Genomic DNA, 17,219 nt, shown 5'->3' with positions numbered 1-17,219 from the left:
AAAAAGGGCCGGTCCCGAGGACCGGCCCTTCGCGGGTCGAAAACGGTCCCGAGAAGCGGGGAGCTTACTCGGCCGCGATCGGCAGCGCCTCGACCGACACGTGCACGCGGCCTTCGGCGCGGCGCTCGAACTTCACGTGGCCATCGACCAGCGCGAAGATCGTGTGGTCGCGGCCCAGGCCGACATTGGTGCCCGGCTTCATCTTGGTGCCGCGCTGACGGAGGATGATGTTGCCGGCGATCACGCTCTCGCCGCCGAACTTCTTGACGCCGAGACGACGTCCGGCGCTATCGCGCCCGTTGCGGGATGAACCGCCTGCCTTTTTTTGTGCCATTGCCTGAACTCCTGACTCTGAACTGACCTGATAAGCCTGCCGGGGACGCCTTCATGCCCCCTGGCGGGTTCAGGCGGCGTTGATCGCGGCGATGCGCAGCACGGTGACGGGCTGGCGATGGCCGTTCTTGCGGCGGCTGTTCTGCCGGCGGCGCTTCTTGAAGATGATGACCGTGTCCAGACGATCCTGCGCGATGACCGTGGCGGTCACGGTGGCGCCGGGGACCAGCGGGGCGCCGATCGTCGTGCCGCTCTCGCCGCCGACGGCGAGGACGTCGGTGAAGGTGATGGTGGCGCCGGCCTCGGCTTCGAGCTTCTCGACCTTCAGCACGGTGTCGGGGGAAACGCGGTACTGCTTTCCGCCGGTACGAATGACTGCAAACATGTTCTAACCTGTCTTTCCGATCTCTTGGCGCGTGCGGCCCCGTGGTGGGACAGGCGACGCGACCCAGTCGCTTTTTTTTATTGGCCGTGCGGGCACGGCTACCCCTCGTCAGCGCGGGGGCGAGGTGCGGCTTTTACTGCCGGGTGCGGCGCGCCGTCAACCGCCGATTGATGCCGGCGGAGGGGCGGGGGGAATATTATGTCGGAAAAAACGCATCGAGGTCTCTTGCACGCCCTGCCGCACCACCCTATAAGCCCGATCCATCGCCGCTAGCGAAGACGGAGAGGTGCCGGAGCGGTCGATCGGGGCGGTCTCGAAAACCGTTGTGCGTGCAAGCGTACCGTGGGTTCGAATCCCACCCTCTCCGCCATGATTTCAAAGACTTGAGACAGAAGTTCCGGCCTTGTCCGGTTCTTCGCCGTCTCGGTTTTTGCGACAATCTGCGACAATCGCCGACATTGTTCCCCGCATCGCGGCGTGACGCCGCGCCTGCGTGACGCGTCCGTCCCCGGGCATTGCGGTCAAAGCTCCCGCCGCATGCGTTCGCGTAATTCGTTGCACCGTTTGGCGTAACGCGAGGCCTTGGAGGCGGTGAACAGATTGACGCACAACGCGCCGGCCAGGGAAATGAAGGAAATGCTTGTCAGGACCTCTCCGGACAGCGAAAGCACGTCGTCATAATGGGTGGCTGAATACCACAGGAGACCGAGGCTCAATATGGCGCCGAAGAAGCCGAAGACCCCTGTCGAACGCATGAGGGAGTCCTCGACATTCTCGAATGCGCCTGTTTCGCGCCACAGATCGAATAGCTGCCGATCGATTGCGCCGACGGCTTCGGCATGTTCGCTCTTTTCGGTCTCGGTGCGCTTGTGGGGGTTCTTCCTGTGGATTTCCAATTCCTCGCGGGCCTTGGCAAAGACCCGGCGCCGTTCCTTGATCGCGGGCAGGCTGATGTCCACAAAGCTCAGGATGGCAACGTTGAGCCCCGCGGATAATTGCGTGATGGCCTGAAAATCACCCCATGTCGTCATCCGGGTCGGGTCCTCTCATCATCTCTTCGTATCGGCGAGAGCTAATGAAGGATGTCCGCGAGAGGTAGCCGGGGGAACGCGCATCTGCCCTTAACGGGATCAAGTGCCCGATCGACGGGTGCGTGACGCCGTCGCATGCCGGCGCCTGGTTCGATGTCCGCGGGAGCGGGGCGGCCTTGAGGGCCGCCCGCCGCGAAGCGCCGCATACCACCGTCAGGCCGCCGCCGGCGGCTAGAAGGCCATGTTCACGGCAGTGCTCAGGACGACCGCATCCTTGAAGACGGTCGTTCCGCCGACATGGTTTATGTACTGGAAGTCCGGCTTGATCGTGAATCCGCTCATGATATGGAAGCCGTAATAGGCTTCGTAGACGGATTCGTGGCCCTGGATGCCATAGGGAAGCCCGTAATTGCCGCCGGGGAGGGCAAGGTCGTTGGCGGCGGCGGCCTCCTGCGACAGGGTGGCGGATCGGCTGAATTTCGACCAAATAAATGCGATGCCGACGCTGTCCAGCGGGCGGTTCCACCAGGCGCCGGTATCCATGAGAACGGCTGCGAAGCTGTGGCTGATCTGTGAGGTCTGGCCCGACCCCCAGCCGAAATAGCCGCCGAGGATCACGCCGTTCAGTTCGCCGGGGCCATGGCGGACCAGCATCTGGTCCGCGAGCGCCCAGACGGATGTCTGCCCGCTCCGCTTCCGTGGGGGCAGGCCGGTGAGCACCCAGGGGTTGCCGTGGATATCCTCGTAGAGGTCGCTGTAGCGCGAATTGTCGTACATGACGCCGACCTTGTAATGCCCGATCAGGTGGTCGGGACCGAAGTCGGGAATCCAGCCGGCTTCGAATTGGCTGGAGAGTTTGCCAAGATTGTCCTGCCCCCAGGCCCAGCCGGAGATGCCGCCGTTATAGGCGTGCGGCGAGACGGCAAAGAGGCCACCCATGAGGTAGAACTGCCGGATCGGCATGATGCGAAGGGTGGCGCCGATATTGCCCGACGGCCAGCCACGGCTGCCGGCCATGAATTTGGTCGGAGATTCGCCGCCGCAGAGCCAGACATTCATATAGTTGCAGACCCAGGGCGAATTCTGGAAGAACGTGCCGGAGGGAACCCAGCCAACGGCGAGGTCGATCTTGCGCTGTAGCCAGGCTTTTTCGAAATAGGCCCAGACCAGGTGTGCCACCACGTTTCCGCGGCTGCCGTAAATCTGCTGTACCTGGTTGCTGTTGTCGCCAAACAGGCGGCTCAGATTGGTGCCGTGCCCGTTGACCACGAGCAGATGCGTCCAGAAATCGTCTGCCCATGAGCCCGCGTTGAGAAGCCTCTGCCATTCGACATCCAGCGTCGAGCCAAGCTGGCCGGCATCGCTGTAGGCGCGTCTTTTGCCGCCCGCGACGTTGCCGGCGATATCCTCGTACGCGTCGAGCGCAAAATAGAGGCCCCGCTTCTGCAACCACGGCTGAACGCCGCCCCAATCACCGAACATATGCGTGGTGCCGTATGGCGGCCCGAACGAAGGTGGCCCGTAGGATGCCTGCAAAAATCCGGGAATGGCTTCATAGAGCGGTATCGTCGGCTGCGTTTCCGCGAACGGCGTCGGGTTCGAGACGACGGGCGGACCCGACTGGGTGTTGCCGCTGCCGACGATCCTGCGCAACCATGAAGGGGAATCGGAATCTTTTGCGGTTCCGGGAACGGGAGCCGGCGCGGGTTTGGCCGGAACCGGGTTCGACGGGCTGGACGCGGTGGCCGCCTGCGGAAGCGCGGCATCCTGGGCCATTGCGGGCATGGCGTGGCACAGGAGCCAGCCGGCGAGGTACAGGACCCCGAGCGAACGGGCCATGCGGACAGAGTGCCGGGGAGCACGGAAGTTTTTCGAATCGGATATCGCGACATCCGGGGACGCCGCCGCGCGGGAGATAAGCAACCCACCACTCCTTGTTATTATTTTTTTCAGGTTGTGGATTTATTCTTGTGTGGAAGATAACGGACCAGAAGCGAAATATAAATCCTCCGGGCAGGGTGGGGAGATCAACTTGTCGCTGGTTGCCACAGTATGGTGTCCGACGTTTTCTCGTACAGCTTTCCCTGCGGAAAACTCACGAGTTCCAGCTGCATCCCCCATGGGGTCAGAAAGTAGATCCATGTCTGTCCGCCACTGGGGCCTGACGTCCGACAGGTCGGCGTTCCCATGAGGCGGACGCCGTGGCGGCGCAGATAGGCAAGGGCCGCGTCGAAATCATCGACGTAGAAAGCCAGGTGATGGCCGCCGACATCGCTGTTCAAAGGCGGCGATCGATGCTGTCCTGGTGCCTCATATTCGAAAATCTCGAAATTCGGCCCGTTCCTGCATCGAAAGAACCGGAGTTCGCGCATCACGGTACCAGCGGGTACATGAAGATGCACCGGGAGCCAATCGTCGTCGGACTGGAACGGCCCCAGGGAATAGACATGTTCGCAACCGATGATATCGACGAAAAACCGCGTGGCCTCATCGAGGTCCGGAACGGTGAACCCGATATGCTCCACGCCGCGCAGTCCAGGCAATCCTGTCATGGTTGTCAGTCCCCATCTTTGGTTATCGACAGGCTCGGAGAAAATCGGTCAGTCGATCATGGATATCTCATTCTTCTCGAATTCCAGGCGGGTTCTGCGGATATGAACCTGAAGTAGCCGCTCCGCGCTGTAATCGTCGCGTCTGCGGATGGCATCGACGAGAAGCCTGTGTTCGGAATCGACGATCGGGCGACGGTTGAAACCGACCTTGTGCATGTAGGCGCGCCTGTATTGCTGTGTCGTATTCCAGTACCGCACGATCATCGCATTCAGTTCGGGCAGGGACGAATGCTCGTAGCTCCGCAGGTGAAATTCGCGGTCCAGAAGGATGAAACTCTCGATGGATTTCGCCTGCTCTACCCGCTGGGCGAGATCTTCCAGAATATCCAGGGCGCTTTCCGGCATCAGGCGAATGCTTTCACTTAATGCCAGCGGCTCGATCCGCTCGCGGATTTTATAGATCTCCAGACATTCCACCCGGCTCATACTGGCAACCCATGCGCCGGTATTGGCCTTGAGCCTGAGAAGGCCCTCGCTTTGCAGTGCCTTCAGGGCTTCGCGCACCGGAATCCGGCTGGCCCCGAAATGCGCCGATAGATCCTCCTGCCTGACGCGCGTTCCCGGTGCCAGCGTGCCCGCCAGAATATCGTAGCGGAGCGCATCCGCGATCCGGCGGGCTGTCGCGGCCAAGGGCTGGTGAAGCGTATCGTCGTCGATCATAAGCGATCCGATGGAGAAATGTTTCCAGCCGGTTCGGGACTTCACGGGCTCTTCATCCAGCGGGACCGGAAACGATGCTGCTTTCCCGAATGCCGGCGGCTCTGCAACCCGTGTAATGGATTCCGGTAAAATAGCAATCGCGGCGCAAGCGCCTGTCGGCTTGGTGGGAAGGGCGGGCGAGGGCCGTGCCCGACGACGCCGAAGTCCGCTATTCGCGCAATGGGCGATGTCCGTTACCCTTCCCCCCAAGGACGATCAGAGATATCCGTTGGCCGTCCAGCCTCCATCCACGGTCAGGATATGGCCGGTAATGTGCGCGCTGCGCGGTTCGCAAAGATACAGCACCGCATCGGCGATTTCGCTTGCCTGCCCCAGACGGTGCTGCGGGATGCGCCGTTCCACCGCCGCGAGATCGAGGCGGCCCGTTGCCGCCAGTTCGCGGGTCAGGGCGCTGTCGACATAGCCGGGGGCCACGCAGTTGACGCGGATGCCGAATTCCGCCCATTCGAGTGCCAGGCATTTCGTCATCATCCCGATCGCGGCCTTTGTCGTGCAATAGGAGAGGCGCTGCGGGGCCGCCACGACGGAATAGATCGAGCCGATATTGACGATCGTGCCGCCGCCCGCGGCGCGCATGCGCAGCCCGGCCGCGCGGCTGCAATAAAAGGGGCCATTGAGATTGATGCCGACGACACGCATCCAGTTGGCATCGGCCAGGTCGAGCGTCGGTCCGTTTCCGCTGACGCCGGCATTGTTGACCAGAATATCCGGCGCGTTGCCTTCGGCATCGAACTGCTCGAACAGGCGGTGGACCGCATCGGGGTCCGCGACGGAGGCGACATGGGCATGTGCCGTGCCGCCGGCTCCGGCAATGGCGGTGCAGGTGGCGTGGGCGGCGGATTCGGAGACATCGTTGACCAGCACCAGGGCCCCCGCGCCGGCGAGCGCCAGCGCGCATTCCCGCCCGATGCCCGATCCGGCCCCGGTCACCAGGGCCTTGCGTCCGGAAAGTATCTTCATCGTGGATGTCCTTTTTCAGGAACCTGTCTTTATTTTATCACGACCGGATTGACCGGCGCGCCGGAGCCGCCGACCACTTTGAGCGGCGCCGCGACGTAGAGGAATGTCCATTGTCCATCGGCGGCGCAGTCTGCCGCCAGCGCATCCAGGGCAATGATTTCGGTAAAGGTCACGCCCAGATTGCGCATCAGGGCGCAATGCAGCGGCAGGGTCACGCCGCTTTGCGGATCGACCGTGACTTCGTTGGCTATCGTGTCGGTTACGAGATTGGGGATTTCCCGCTCGTGGAACCAGCGCACGAGTTCCGGACTGTAGGTCAGGCCGGGTTCCAGGAAATCCTTGTAGAATTCCTCTTTGGGCGTGCGATAGAATTTTCCGATCCAGCCGGTGCGGACCAGAAGAATGTCGTGCTTCGCGATGCTGACGCCCTGTTTTGCGGCCGCCGCCTCCAGATCCTCGTGAGTGAAGGTCTCGCCGCGATCCAGGCATTCCTTGCCGCGAAAGCGGGCCATATCGATCAGGACGCCGCGCCCGACCACGCCGCGCTCGGCGATCGGAAGAACGCTGGCTTTCGTCATGGCGCCGACGGTGGTCGTCGCCGGGTAGCCGTTATAGAGCTGGTCGTCGTACCAGACATGGCCGAGCGCGTCGTACTGGCTGGAACCTTGCAGATACATCACGACCATGTCGTCGGCCCATTCGCCGCCGCCCGACAGGGGCTCGGCCTTGCCGCACATGAAATGGCCGCGATCCATGACATTGACGCGCTGCGCCGTCGCGCGGCCGGGCCAGATCGGATCGCCCTCGGGGGCGGCGATGCGGACGCCGAGCGTGAAGGGCCGGCCCTGTCGCACGGAGGCGACGCCGCGCAGGACCTCTTCCGCCGTCAGGAAGTTCAGCGAGCCGACTTCGTCGTTCTCGCCCCAGCGGCCCCAGTTCTTGGGGAGCTGTTCGAGCAGGCGCCCGAGATCGGGCATGTAGCAGTGCAATTTGTTCCTGGACATGATGGGTTTCCCAGTCTCTTTTTGATACGGACCGTTTGTGGAAAGCGTCGTTCAGATCATCAGCCTGACAGGCTGCTCGATCAATTTCCTGAACGTATCGAGCCATTGTGCCGCCAGTGCGCCATCGATAACGCGATGATCGGCGGAAAGGGTGCAGGTCATGACCGAGGCGATGGCGATTTGGTCCTGCCGAATGACGGGGCGGCGTGCGATCGCCCCCACGGCCAGGATTGCGGCATGGGGGGGATTGATGATGGCGGTCATGGAATCCACGCCGAACATGCCGGCGTTGGAGAGCGTGAAGCAGCCGCCCTGCATGTCCTCGGGGCGCAGCTTGCCTGTGCGGGCGCGGGCGATCAGCGCCCGGCTTTCACGGCCGATCGTGGCGAGGGACTTGCCGCCTGCATCGCGCAGGACCGGTGTCAGCAATCCATCGGGTACCGAAACCGCGATGGCGATATCGATCTGCCGGTAGAAAAGGATGGCGTCTTCGTTCCAGCAGGTATTGACGGCCGGCAGGGCTTTCGATGCCAGCGCCGCCGCGCGGATCAGCATGTCGTTGACCGAAAGACGACAGGCGTCGGGTGATTCTTCTTCCGCGCCGATGCCGTTGATCTCCTGCCGCAGGGCCAGCAGCGCATCGGCGTCGATGTCCACGGAGACATAGAAATGCGGGACTGTCTGCTTTGCCGCCATCAGGCGCTGGGCGATCGTGCGCCGCATCGTGGATATCGGAACGCTGCGGACCTCGCTCTCGTCCCTGTGCTCCGTGGGTGCCGGCTGCGCGGCGGGAGGAAGCGCGCTTTCCACGTCGCGCCGGAGAATGCGTCCGCCTGGGCCGCTGCCCGTGACCTGTGACAGGTCGAGCCCGCGTGCCCGCGCCAGCCGGCGCGCGACAGGCGATGCGAAAAGCCGGTGGTGACGCGCCATTGCCGGGGTGGAGGGCGGGGATGGCGTGGCCTGTCTTTCCGGAGGCGGGGCTTCGGCGGCGTCCTGTCCGATGCTGTCGTCCGTGGCCGTGCTGTCGGTGCCGGCCATATCGGGAAGATCTTCGCCCGGCCTGACGACGATGCCGATAATCCGGTCGGCCTCGACATCCGGTGTGCCTTCGGGGACGAGGATGCGCCCCAGGATTCCGTCGGCGGGCGCTTCGACCTCCATCGTCGCCTTGTCGGCCTCGATTTCGGCCAGGACGTCGCCGGCCATGACCCGATCGCCTTCCGACCTGAGCCAGCGAGCCAGTGTCGCCAGGGCGGGAGACGAAGACGGACCGGGCATGCAGATATTGACGGCCATGAAAATTCCCTTTTCCGACGCCATTATCCGGCGATATAGAGGCCGCCATTGACGTGGATGACCTCGCCATTGACGAAGCCGGCATCGTCGCTGCACAGGAACGCCACGACCGACGCGACTTCGCGCGGATGGCCGAAGCGTTTCAGTGGGGTCTGGGCGAGCAGGGCATCCCCTTTCTGGCCGCGCAGGTCGCGGGTCATCCTGGTGTCGATAATGCCGGGCGAGACCGCGTTGGCGCGGGTGCGTTCCCCGAATTCCAGTGCCAGGGATCGTGTCAGGCTCAGCACCGCGCCTTTCGACGCCGAATAATGCGCGTGGTTCTGGCTGCCCCGATGCGCCGCGACCGAGGTGAGCGTCACGAGGGCACTGCGATCGCGCAGGGCCGGGAGGGCCGCCTTGCAGAGATAGAAGACGCTGTCGAGATTGATGTCGATGACCTTGCGCCAGTTGGCGGCACTCGTCTCGGCCACCGAGGATTCGGGGTAAATTCCAGCTCCCGGCACCAGGAAATCGATACCGCCGAAATGTCTTGTCGCACTGTCGACGATCGCGGCGGCATCGCCTTCGGCGCCCGCGTCGTAGCGCATGGCGACGACGCGGCTACCTTGCGGATCGAGTGTGCGGGCGACCTCCCGCACCGCGTCTTCGTCGAGGTCGCCCAGGACGAGATTGGCTTCGCGTGCGAAGAAGAGTGCGGCGATTTCCCGGCCGATGCCGCCGGCGGCACCGGTCAGAAGCAGGGTGCGTCCTTTGAAAGACTGCATTTTTTTTGCCTTTCGAAAAAGGAAGAGTGCTCGCGTTTCGCGAGCCGGCCGGGTGTCAGGCCAGTTCGAGAAGGCTGCTCAGCGCCGTGCCGATATCCTCGCGGCTGGCGCAGGCGGCGCGTTCGAGAACCTTGGAGATGCTGGGGGATGCCTCGCTGCCGGTGACGCGCATGACGGGGCTGTCCAGCCAGTCGAACAGGCGACGCTGGATTTCGTCGGCCAGCCAGCCGCCATAGGATGTGCCGCGCGCGCCCTGTTCGACCAGCAGGACCCGGTTGGTCTTGCGGATACTGGTTTCGATCGTCTCCCAATCCAGGCTGGCGCGATCCAGCCAGCGCAGGTCGATCACATCCACATCCCCGCCCAGCTCGTCGACGATGTCGAGAACCGGCTTGACCATGGCGAGATAGGTGATGACCGTCACCTTGTCGCCCGTTCGGCGCAATGCCGCGGACCCGGGCGGAATGATGCCGTCCAGATCGTCCGGGGTGGGGAAGGTTTCCTGGTAGAGATCGACATGCTCGATCACCAGGACCGGATCGTTGATCGCAAGTGCTGCGTTCATCAGCCCCGCATAGTCGGCGGGGCAGGAGGGGGCGACGATGCGCCAGCCCGGCGCCGTTGCGAAAATGCCCGCCGGGTCCATCGAATGCTGTGATCCGTATCCCGTTCCCATGGCGACCTTGGTGCGCAATATGAGCGGGACATCGATCGAGCCGCCGAACATGTGGCGTGCCTTGCCGACCTGGTTGAAAACCTGGTCGGCCGCCACCCACATGAAATCGGGATACATGAATTCGACGATCGGCCTGAACCGTCCGTCCATGGCGATGCCGCCGGCAAGGCCCATGAAGGCGTTTTCGCTGATCGGCGTGCCGAGCACCCGGTCGGGGAAATGGCTCGCCAAGTCGCGCGTCGCCCCGTTCGTGCCGCCCTTGAGCCGATGGACGTCTTCTCCCATGACGACGATGCGCGGGTCCTGCGTCATGCGGCGATTGAGGAGATCGGCGATGATATCGACGAATTTTCTGGGCGATCCCTGTCCGCTGTCCGTACCGGCCATGCGGGGGAGGGCGGCGATTTCGTTCAGGTCGCTGCGAATGCCGACATCGCGGAAAGAGGGCGCGGGCCACAGATCCGCCCGCACCGCGCGGCGGTTGCCTTCCACTGCCGTCAATTCGGCGGAAATTTCTTCCATGACCGACCGGCAGCGCTCGCGCAGGTCGAGGACCAGTTCTTCCGTTGCCAGGTTGCGCCGGATCATCTCGCGACCGACCAGGGCGATCGGGTCACGCTCGCGCCATGCGGCCTCTTCCTGCTTGTCCCGATAACCGAAGGCGCTGCCCGGGAGTTTCCCGTTCTGGTGGAAATAGCGGTAGACCGTCGCCTCGATGATGGCCGGACCCTGGCCGTTGCGGGCAATGGCCAGCGCTTGCTCCATCGCCATCAAGGTGGCGACGGGGTCCATGCCATCCACGCGCCAGGAGGGAATGCCGAAGGAGAGCCCGCGTGACGAAAGCCGGGGTTCGGCCGTGACTTCGTCCACATGGGTCGAGACTGCGTATAGATTGTTTTCTATGAAGAAAATCAGCGGAAGCTTCCATGCAGCCGCGAGATTCATGGTCTCCAGAACCGAACCGATATTGACGGCGCCGTCGCCGAAGCAGGTTACGGAGACATTGTCCGTTCCCGCATGGCGGTCGGCCCAGGCGGAGCCGGCGGCCAGGGGAACCCCGCCGCCGACGATGGCATTGGTGCCCGTGACGCCTGCATCGGCCCAGCGCAGATGCATCGAACCGCCTCGCCCAAGGCAGAATCCGTCTTTCAGCCCCATGATTTCGGCGAGCGCGCCGTGCAGCGTGGTACGGATCGCGCCGTCGAACGCCGTGCCGGTGGTCAGCGGCCGGGATTCCGCGACGTAGCCCAGTGCTTTCGCCAGGAACTGATGATGCCCCCGGTGGGAACCGTTGACCTGGTCCCCCGGCCGCAGCGGGAAAATGCTGCCGACCGCGCCGCCTTCCTGGCCGATGGACGAATGGGCCGGCCCATGAACGAGGCCATTTCCTGCGAGATCGAGAACGGTTTCCTCGAACGCCCGGATGAGCGCGAGCCGGACCAGCATCGTATCGAGGGTTTCCGGCGCGATCCTGTCCCAATCCTCCTGCGTCGACCGGATTTCGGTCCATGGTGCCCTGGGCTCCAGCAGAATGCTCTGCATCACGCCTCTCCTGAACGGCACCGGATCGGGGGTGCCTGATGAATGATGCCGTTTTGATACCGCCAAATTGGATACATTCCACGTCAATAAGCCCGGTTAATGCTCAAATATAAGTTATGAAGCTCCATATTGGATACAATTGAGGAGCCGTGGGCGGCGCGAAGCTGGGGCGTGGCGTGAGGGGCGGGAGAGGCCTCCGGCCTCGCGGGCCTTCATGCGGCTGGGGGAGCGTGGGATGAAGGCGCGGGGGTTTGGGGGCGTGTGCCATCTTCCGCGCGATGGCGGGGCATGCCGGGATCGGGCTGTCGTCGATGGCGCAGATTCTGGCGTGCATGGGGCGGGCTGATCGGCCGGTCGTCCAACCTTGCCGGCGGGCGCGGCCGTCTGGTCGCGCTTGTGCTGTCGAAGCGGGAGCGGTGCGGGTTCGGGGCGGAAGAGGGCGGGGCCCTGGTCGGGCTGCTCCGGTGCCTCTCGATGCGTCTCCCGACGGGACGGTCGGCCCGCGATCCGGCATGGGTCGTTCGCGGGCGGGCGCCGCCTTGCCGCTATGCCTCCGGCGGCGAGGGCGGGGTTTCGAGGAGGGGGCTGCCGGCGAGCCAGTGTGCGGGTGCGTCGGCGTCGGTCAGCAGCGTCCCTGCGGCGTCGTTGAGAAAGACCGGATCGCTGCGCAGGCCGAGTTCGGTCTCGATGCTTTCCAGGCGCTTTTCCAGTGCGAACAGGAAAATCATGAGCTGGTGGGCGTCATGGGCCTGGTCGCCCTGATAGCCGCGTTCCTTCTCGCAATATTCTCCCTGCCGGCACAGATCGACATCCAGGCTGTAATAGCCCCTGCACACCATGGGGCGGGCGGCATAGATCGTGCAGCTTCCGTCGAAGAGGAACGGGCAGAACGGCACGCCCGCCTGCACCCGATCCTTCAGCGCCTGGAGGCGCTCCGGCGGGAAGGTCTGTCGGGCCTCGTGAACGGCGAGGATCGCGAAGGGCGGATTGACCTGGACCAGGTTGCGGCAGCAGGTGTCGCAGCCCTTCCGGCAGGCCAGCGGTGCCGCGGGGCTGAGCCGTTTCAGCGCCTCCGCGACCTCGTCGCACAGGGCGAGGATGCTGCGGGCGAGGCGGACGAGATCGGCCGTTCCGGTGGCGGCTTGCAGGTCGCGCCTGAAGGCGGCGTCGGCCTGGCCCATCTTCTGGCGCATATAGGCAAGGGGCGAGGCATCGCTTGGGGCGGGCTCGTCATGAGTCATGAGGCAGAGAGGTCCGATTGATGGGCCGGGCCCGTGGGCGGCGGCTGTTCAGGCTGATGGCTCGGCCCGATTGGAAAAATGATTCCGGTTGCGTTTACAGCGTATTACGCAACGCGCGGGGTGTGCGGCGGTCGATTGCCAGGCACGGATCTGAGGGTGAGTCCCCCGATGCTGTTGTCATGGATGGGTGGGGGCGTCAAAGAAAAATTCCTGCCGTCGGGGGAATGGGGTGGGCGATTGCGGATGGGGCGCTCAGGATTTTCGCGGGGCTTCGTACCAGCCGCGCGTGCGTTTTGCGATTGCGACCACGGACAGCATCACCGGTACTTCGACCAGCACCCCGACCACGGTGGCGAGGGCCGCGCCGGAGGCGAGGCCGAACAGCGAGATCGCCGTCGCCACCGCCAGTTCGAAGAAATTGGATGCGCCGATCAGCGCGGCCGGGGCGGCGACGCACCATGCCACGCCCAGCCGGCGGCTGAGCCAGTAGGCCAGCCCGGCGTTGAAATAGACCTGGATCAGGATGGGCACCGCCAGCAGCGCGATCACCAGTGGCTGGGCCAGGATCGCATCGCCCTGGAAGCCGAACAGCAGCACCAGCGTCGCCAGCAGGGCCGCCAGCGAAACCGGGCCGAGGCGGCCCAGCAGCCGGTCGAGCGCCGCCGGGCCGCCCGCCGCCAGCACGCAGCGCCGCACGCCTTGCGCGACGATCACCGGCACCACGATATAGAGCCCGACCGACAGCAGCAGCGTATCCCACGGCACGCTCACCGCCGCGACGCCCAGCAGCAGCCCGACCAGCGGCGCGAACAGGAACACCATGATCACGTCGTTGAGGGCGACCTGGCTGAGCGTGTAGGTGGCATCGCCGTCGCACAGGTTCGACCAGACGAACACCATGGCGGTGCAGGGGGCCGCCGCCAGCAGGATCAGCCCGGCGACATAGGACGGGCCCTGGCCCGCCGGCAGCAGCGGCGCGAACAGCCAGCCGATGAAGAGCGTGCCCAGTAGCGCCATCGAGAACGGCTTGACCGCCCAGTTGACGAACAGGGTGACGCCCACTCCCCGCCAGTGCCGGCGTACCGACCCCAGCGCGCCGAAATCGATCTTGAGCAGCATCGGCACGATCATCAGCCAGATCAGCGCCGCGACCACCAGATTGACATGGGCGATCTGGGCCGAGGCGATGGTGGCGAACAGGCCGGGCAGCGCATGGCCCGCCGCGATGCCGGCGAGGATGCAGAGCGCGACCCACAGGCTGAGATAGCGTTCGAAGACGCCGATGCCGGGGCGCGCCGGTGCGGCGGCGGTGGGGGGTGTCGTCATGCGTGCGTCATGCCTCGGGCTTGCCGGCGGGCTGGCTGTCTTCCCCGGCGGGCGCGCCCTGCGGCGAGGGCAGCAGGGCCAGCACCGTCTCCGACGGGCGGCACAGGGCCACGCCGAAGGGGGAGACGACCAGCGGCCGGTTGATCAGGATCGGGTCCGCCATCATTGCATCGATCAGGGCATCGTCGCTGAGCTGCTGGTCGTCCAGCCCCAGTTCGGCGTAGGGGGTGCCCTTTTCCCGCAGCAGCTGGCGCGGGGTCAGGCCCGCGCGCCGGATGAGCTGGACCAGTTGCGGGCGGGAGGGGGGCGTCTTGAGATATTCGACGATGTGCGGCTCGATCCCCGCATTGCGGATCAGGGCCAGCACGTTGCGCGACGTGCCGCAGGCGGGGTTGTGATAGAGGGTAATGTCGGTCACGGACGCGATCCTTGGGGGGTAGGGGGGCAGCAGGGTGCCGGGTCCTCGAAGAGGGGCGGGCACAGTTCGGGCCGGCCGTCGCAGCAATCCCTGACGAGGTGGAAGGTGAGCGCGCGGAACGTGGCGAGGTCCGCGCGGTACACGATCGAGCGACCGTGCCGGGTGGCCGCGACCAGCCCGGCGCGGGCCATGATCGCCAAATGCGCGGACAGCGTGTTCTGCGGTACGTCGAGCCGGCGCGCGATCTCGCCGGCGGCGAGGCCCTCGGGCTCGTGACGCACCAGGAGGCGGAACGTGTCGAGCCGCGTCGGCTGGGCGAGGGCGCCCAGGGCGAGAATGATCGATTCCGAATCCATATATCGGGAATAATGGATATATCGGCGCGTGCCAAGCCCGCCGGATATGGGGCGGCCGGGTGGGGCGGCATGGTTCCTGCCGCCTGTGCCAGGGGATGTCAGGCGACGGGGATCCGCTTGGCGAGTTCGTCGATCAGCACGCGGATATTGTCGGAATAATCGATGGGGATGGCGATGACCTGTACGCCGCCCTCGACGAAGGCGCGTTCGAGAACGGCTTCGAAATCCTCGATCTTTTCGACGAAATGGCCCTTGGCGCCGTAGGATTCGGCATATTTGACGAAATCGGGGTTGCCGAAGGTCATGCCGTAATCGGGGAAATGATCGACCGCCTGTTTCCAGCGGATCATGCCGAAGGCGCCGTCATCGATGATCAGGGACACGAGGTTGAGCTTGAGGCGCACCGCGGTTTCGAGTTCCTGGCTGTTCATCATGAAGCCGCCATCGCCCGAGACGGCCAGAACCCGCCGCTCGGGGTAGAGGATGGCGGCCGCGATGGCCGAGGGCAGGCCCGCGCCCATGGTGGCCAGCGCGTTGTCCAGCAGCAGGGTGTTGGCGACGCTGGTGCGGTAGTTTCGTGCGAACCAGATCTTGTACATCCCGTTATCCAGCGCCACGATGCCGTCCTGCGGCATCACCTTGCGGATGTCGGCGACGACCCGCTGGGGGGTCCAGCGATCGTCGGTGGAGCCTTCGAGGATGTGCGCCAGGATGCCGTCGCGCAGGCCGAGCAGGGCGTCGGCATGGGCGAGGCGGCCTTCGACCTGGTCGGCCAGGCGGGACAGGGAGACGCCGATATCGCCGATGACTTCGGCCTGCGGGAAATACACCTGCTCGACATGTGCGGGCTCGTAGCCGAAATGCACGACGTCCGGCCCGTTGGGGCCCATGATGAAGGGTGGTTTTTCGGCGGTGTCGTGGCCGATCGACAGGATCAGGTCCGCGCGCTCGATGGCTTCGTGGACATAGTCGCGCTCGGTCAGGGCCGCCGTGCCCATGTACAGCTCGCTGCATCCGCCCACCGCGCCCTTGCCCATCTGGGTGGTGAAATAGGGCAGGCGGGTGCGCGAGAAGAATTCGTACAATTTGCCGGCCAGGCGCGGGCGGGAGGCCGCGGCGCCCAGCATGACCAGCGGGCGCCTGGCCGACAGCAGCAGGTTGGCCGCGATGCGGATGGCCTCGTCCCCGGCCAGCGGGGCGTCGATCGGGTGGGGGCGGATGACCGACAGGTTGCCGCATTCCTCGCGCGCGATGTCTTCGGGCAGTTCCAGATGGACGGGGCCGGGGCGTTCTTCCGCCGCCACGCGGAAGGCGTCGCGGATCAGGGTCGGGATCATGTGGGGGGAGACGATCTGCCGGGCCATCTTGGTCAGCGGGCGCATCGTCGCCACGACGTCGACGATCTGGAAGCGGGCCTGGCGTTCGGACAGGATGGCCTTCTGCCCTGTCAGCATCACCATCGGCATCGCGCCCAGATGGGCGTAGGCGGCGCCGGTGGCGAGGTTGAGCGCGCCCGGGCCGAGCGTTGCCAGGCACACGCCCGGCTTGCCGGTCAGGCGGCCATGGGTTGCGGCCATGAAGGCCGCCGCCTGTTCGTGCCGGGTGATCGTGAGCTTGATCGACGAGGTGCGGAGGGACTCGACGATATCGAGATTCTCTTCGCCGGGAATGCCGAAAATCCGATCGACGCCCTCATTTTCCAGGGCCGCGACGAGGAGGTCTGATGCTTTTGTCATGATGATCCTCTCCGGACAGATCCGAGCCTGTCATGCATCGTTGTCCGGAAAGAACAGGGAAGAAAGGCCTGGGACTGTTCAAGTCACGATCAGGTCCATCACGATGTGAGGACGTTCCCCGCGGTGAAATCCGTCCGGATGGGCCCCATCGGAACAGATTCGCGGCGTGGGCTCAATCGGCAATTCGCAGCCTGCTGCTTCCCGCAATACGCATGCACCATCACGGTCCGTTCAGAGCGTGACCGGAAACGCGCGCCGGATCGCCGCCAGCGCGCATTCACGCCCAGGCTCAGGCGCGTTTGAAGCGGATGAGGCTGCGCGACGGGCCGCGATCGGCCCAGTTGGGCATTTCGCGCCAGGGGGTGGTGACGGTGGCGTGGTTGCCGTCGACGGTGACGGTGCGGCGTTGTTCCGTGCCGACCCATTCGGGGGCCCAGGCCGTCTCGACGCGCGTGATCCACTGGTCGTGCTCGATCCGGTAGCGGCCGATATAGGCGACGAGGGTCTTCATGAGCTGCGCGCGGTCCCAGTCGGTCACGGCGGGCTGGCGGTCGCTGCCTTCGAGGTTGAAGGCGACCCAGCCGTCGGGGGTGAAAATGACCCGTCCGCGCGGGCAATCGCCCATGGCCTCGATCATCTCGCCGCTTTTCTTGTCCTCGACCCGATAGGACACAAGCTCCCAGGTGCCGATCAGTTGCTGTGCCAGATCGCCGGAATGCGCGTGTTTTAACTGCGTCACTTGTGGAATGACTCCTTTTGAAACAAGAACCAAGTAAGGGAAGCTTTTTTGCTTCGGGCAGTATTTTTGTTATTCTTGTT

The 17,219-nt window shown here is 64.6% G+C and carries 17 protein-coding genes and 1 tRNA gene; 1 reads left to right on the top strand and 17 read right to left on the bottom strand.

What is annotated here, in order from left to right; all coding sequences use genetic code 11:
- Positions 1-64: 64 nt before the first annotated feature.
- Both rpmA and rplU read right to left on the bottom strand, forming a co-directional pair.
- Positions 65-334, bottom strand: coding sequence for a 50S ribosomal protein L27 (gene rpmA, locus HLH27_RS08095; RefSeq protein ID WP_114727575.1), 270 nt, complete (start codon positions 332-334; stop codon positions 65-67).
- 69 nt (positions 335-403) lie between these two features.
- Entirely contained in the window at positions 404-718 is a 315-nt protein-coding gene (gene rplU, locus HLH27_RS08090) for a 50S ribosomal protein L21 (RefSeq protein WP_182949432.1), read from the bottom strand.
- A gap of 280 nt (positions 719-998) precedes the next feature.
- On the opposite strand from rplU, the gene HLH27_RS08085 reads away from it, so the two are divergent.
- Positions 999-1,088 (top strand) — tRNA-Ser (locus tag HLH27_RS08085).
- Positions 1,089-1,239: 151 nt separating this feature from the next.
- On the opposite strand, the gene HLH27_RS08080 is transcribed toward HLH27_RS08085, so the two are convergent.
- The 15 genes from HLH27_RS08080 to HLH27_RS08010 form a co-directional block, all read right to left on the bottom strand.
- A complete protein-coding gene (locus tag HLH27_RS08080) occupies positions 1,240-1,749 on the bottom strand; it encodes a hypothetical protein (RefSeq protein WP_182949430.1) in 510 nt (169 codons plus the stop codon).
- A 231-nt stretch (positions 1,750-1,980) separates the two neighbouring features.
- Positions 1,981-3,588 carry a carbohydrate porin gene (locus HLH27_RS08075; protein WP_246375643.1) on the bottom strand — a complete coding sequence of 536 codons (1,608 nt, stop codon included), beginning with the start codon at positions 3,586-3,588 and terminating at the stop codon, positions 1,981-1,983.
- A gap of 188 nt (positions 3,589-3,776) precedes the next feature.
- Positions 3,777-4,301 carry a VOC family protein gene (locus HLH27_RS08070; protein ID WP_182949428.1) on the bottom strand — a complete coding sequence of 175 codons (525 nt, stop codon included), beginning with the start codon at positions 4,299-4,301 and terminating at the stop codon, positions 3,777-3,779.
- Between the two features lie 48 nt (positions 4,302-4,349).
- Complete coding sequence (locus HLH27_RS08065; protein ID WP_246375642.1) at positions 4,350-5,270, bottom strand: GntR family transcriptional regulator; 921 nt, start codon at positions 5,268-5,270, stop codon at positions 4,350-4,352.
- A gap of 6 nt (positions 5,271-5,276) precedes the next feature.
- Positions 5,277-6,041 carry an SDR family NAD(P)-dependent oxidoreductase gene (locus HLH27_RS08060; RefSeq protein ID WP_182949426.1) on the bottom strand — a complete coding sequence of 255 codons (765 nt, stop codon included), beginning with the start codon at positions 6,039-6,041 and terminating at the stop codon, positions 5,277-5,279.
- A gap of 29 nt (positions 6,042-6,070) precedes the next feature.
- The gene (locus HLH27_RS08055; protein WP_182949424.1) at positions 6,071-7,045 is read right to left on the bottom strand and encodes a cyclase family protein; all 975 of its coding nucleotides are present in this window, start codon (positions 7,043-7,045) and stop codon (positions 6,071-6,073) included.
- Positions 7,046-7,096: 51 nt separating this feature from the next.
- Entirely contained in the window at positions 7,097-8,323 is a 1,227-nt protein-coding gene (locus tag HLH27_RS08050) for a 2-oxo acid dehydrogenase subunit E2 (RefSeq protein ID WP_338029872.1), read from the bottom strand.
- A gap of 41 nt (positions 8,324-8,364) precedes the next feature.
- Entirely contained in the window at positions 8,365-9,105 is a 741-nt protein-coding gene (locus HLH27_RS08045; protein ID WP_182949421.1) for an SDR family NAD(P)-dependent oxidoreductase, read from the bottom strand.
- Positions 9,106-9,160: 55 nt separating this feature from the next.
- Positions 9,161-11,323: an alpha-ketoacid dehydrogenase subunit alpha/beta gene (locus tag HLH27_RS08040; RefSeq protein WP_182949419.1), complete on the bottom strand. Its 2,163-nt coding sequence runs from the start codon at positions 11,321-11,323 to the stop codon at positions 9,161-9,163.
- A 545-nt stretch (positions 11,324-11,868) separates the two neighbouring features.
- A complete protein-coding gene (locus HLH27_RS08035) occupies positions 11,869-12,564 on the bottom strand; it encodes a YkgJ family cysteine cluster protein (protein ID WP_182949417.1) in 696 nt (231 codons plus the stop codon).
- A gap of 252 nt (positions 12,565-12,816) precedes the next feature.
- Positions 12,817-13,890 (bottom strand): ACR3 family arsenite efflux transporter, encoded by a 1,074-nt coding sequence (gene arsB / locus HLH27_RS08030; protein WP_182949415.1) that lies wholly within the window; start codon positions 13,888-13,890, stop codon positions 12,817-12,819.
- 7 nt (positions 13,891-13,897) lie between these two features.
- On the bottom strand, positions 13,898-14,308 hold the full coding sequence (gene arsC, locus HLH27_RS08025; RefSeq protein ID WP_182949413.1) for an arsenate reductase (glutaredoxin): 411 nt from the start codon (positions 14,306-14,308) through the stop codon (positions 13,898-13,900).
- A complete protein-coding gene (locus HLH27_RS08020; protein ID WP_182949411.1) occupies positions 14,305-14,664 on the bottom strand; it encodes an ArsR/SmtB family transcription factor in 360 nt (119 codons plus the stop codon). The genes arsC and HLH27_RS08020 overlap by 4 nt, the downstream gene beginning before the upstream one ends.
- 98 nt (positions 14,665-14,762) lie before the next feature.
- Entirely contained in the window at positions 14,763-16,400 is a 1,638-nt protein-coding gene (locus HLH27_RS08015; RefSeq protein WP_182949409.1) for an acetolactate synthase large subunit, read from the bottom strand.
- A 289-nt stretch (positions 16,401-16,689) separates the two neighbouring features.
- Positions 16,690-17,139 (bottom strand): lipocalin-like domain-containing protein, encoded by a 450-nt coding sequence (locus HLH27_RS08010; RefSeq protein ID WP_338029867.1) that lies wholly within the window; start codon positions 17,137-17,139, stop codon positions 16,690-16,692.
- Positions 17,140-17,219: the final 80 nt, after the last annotated feature.

Origin of the sequence: Gluconacetobacter takamatsuzukensis, assembly GCF_014174275.1 — a bacterium.
Lineage (GTDB): Bacteria > Pseudomonadota > Alphaproteobacteria > Acetobacterales > Acetobacteraceae > Gluconacetobacter > Gluconacetobacter takamatsuzukensis.
This window is presented reverse-complemented; position numbering and strand designations above follow the sequence as displayed.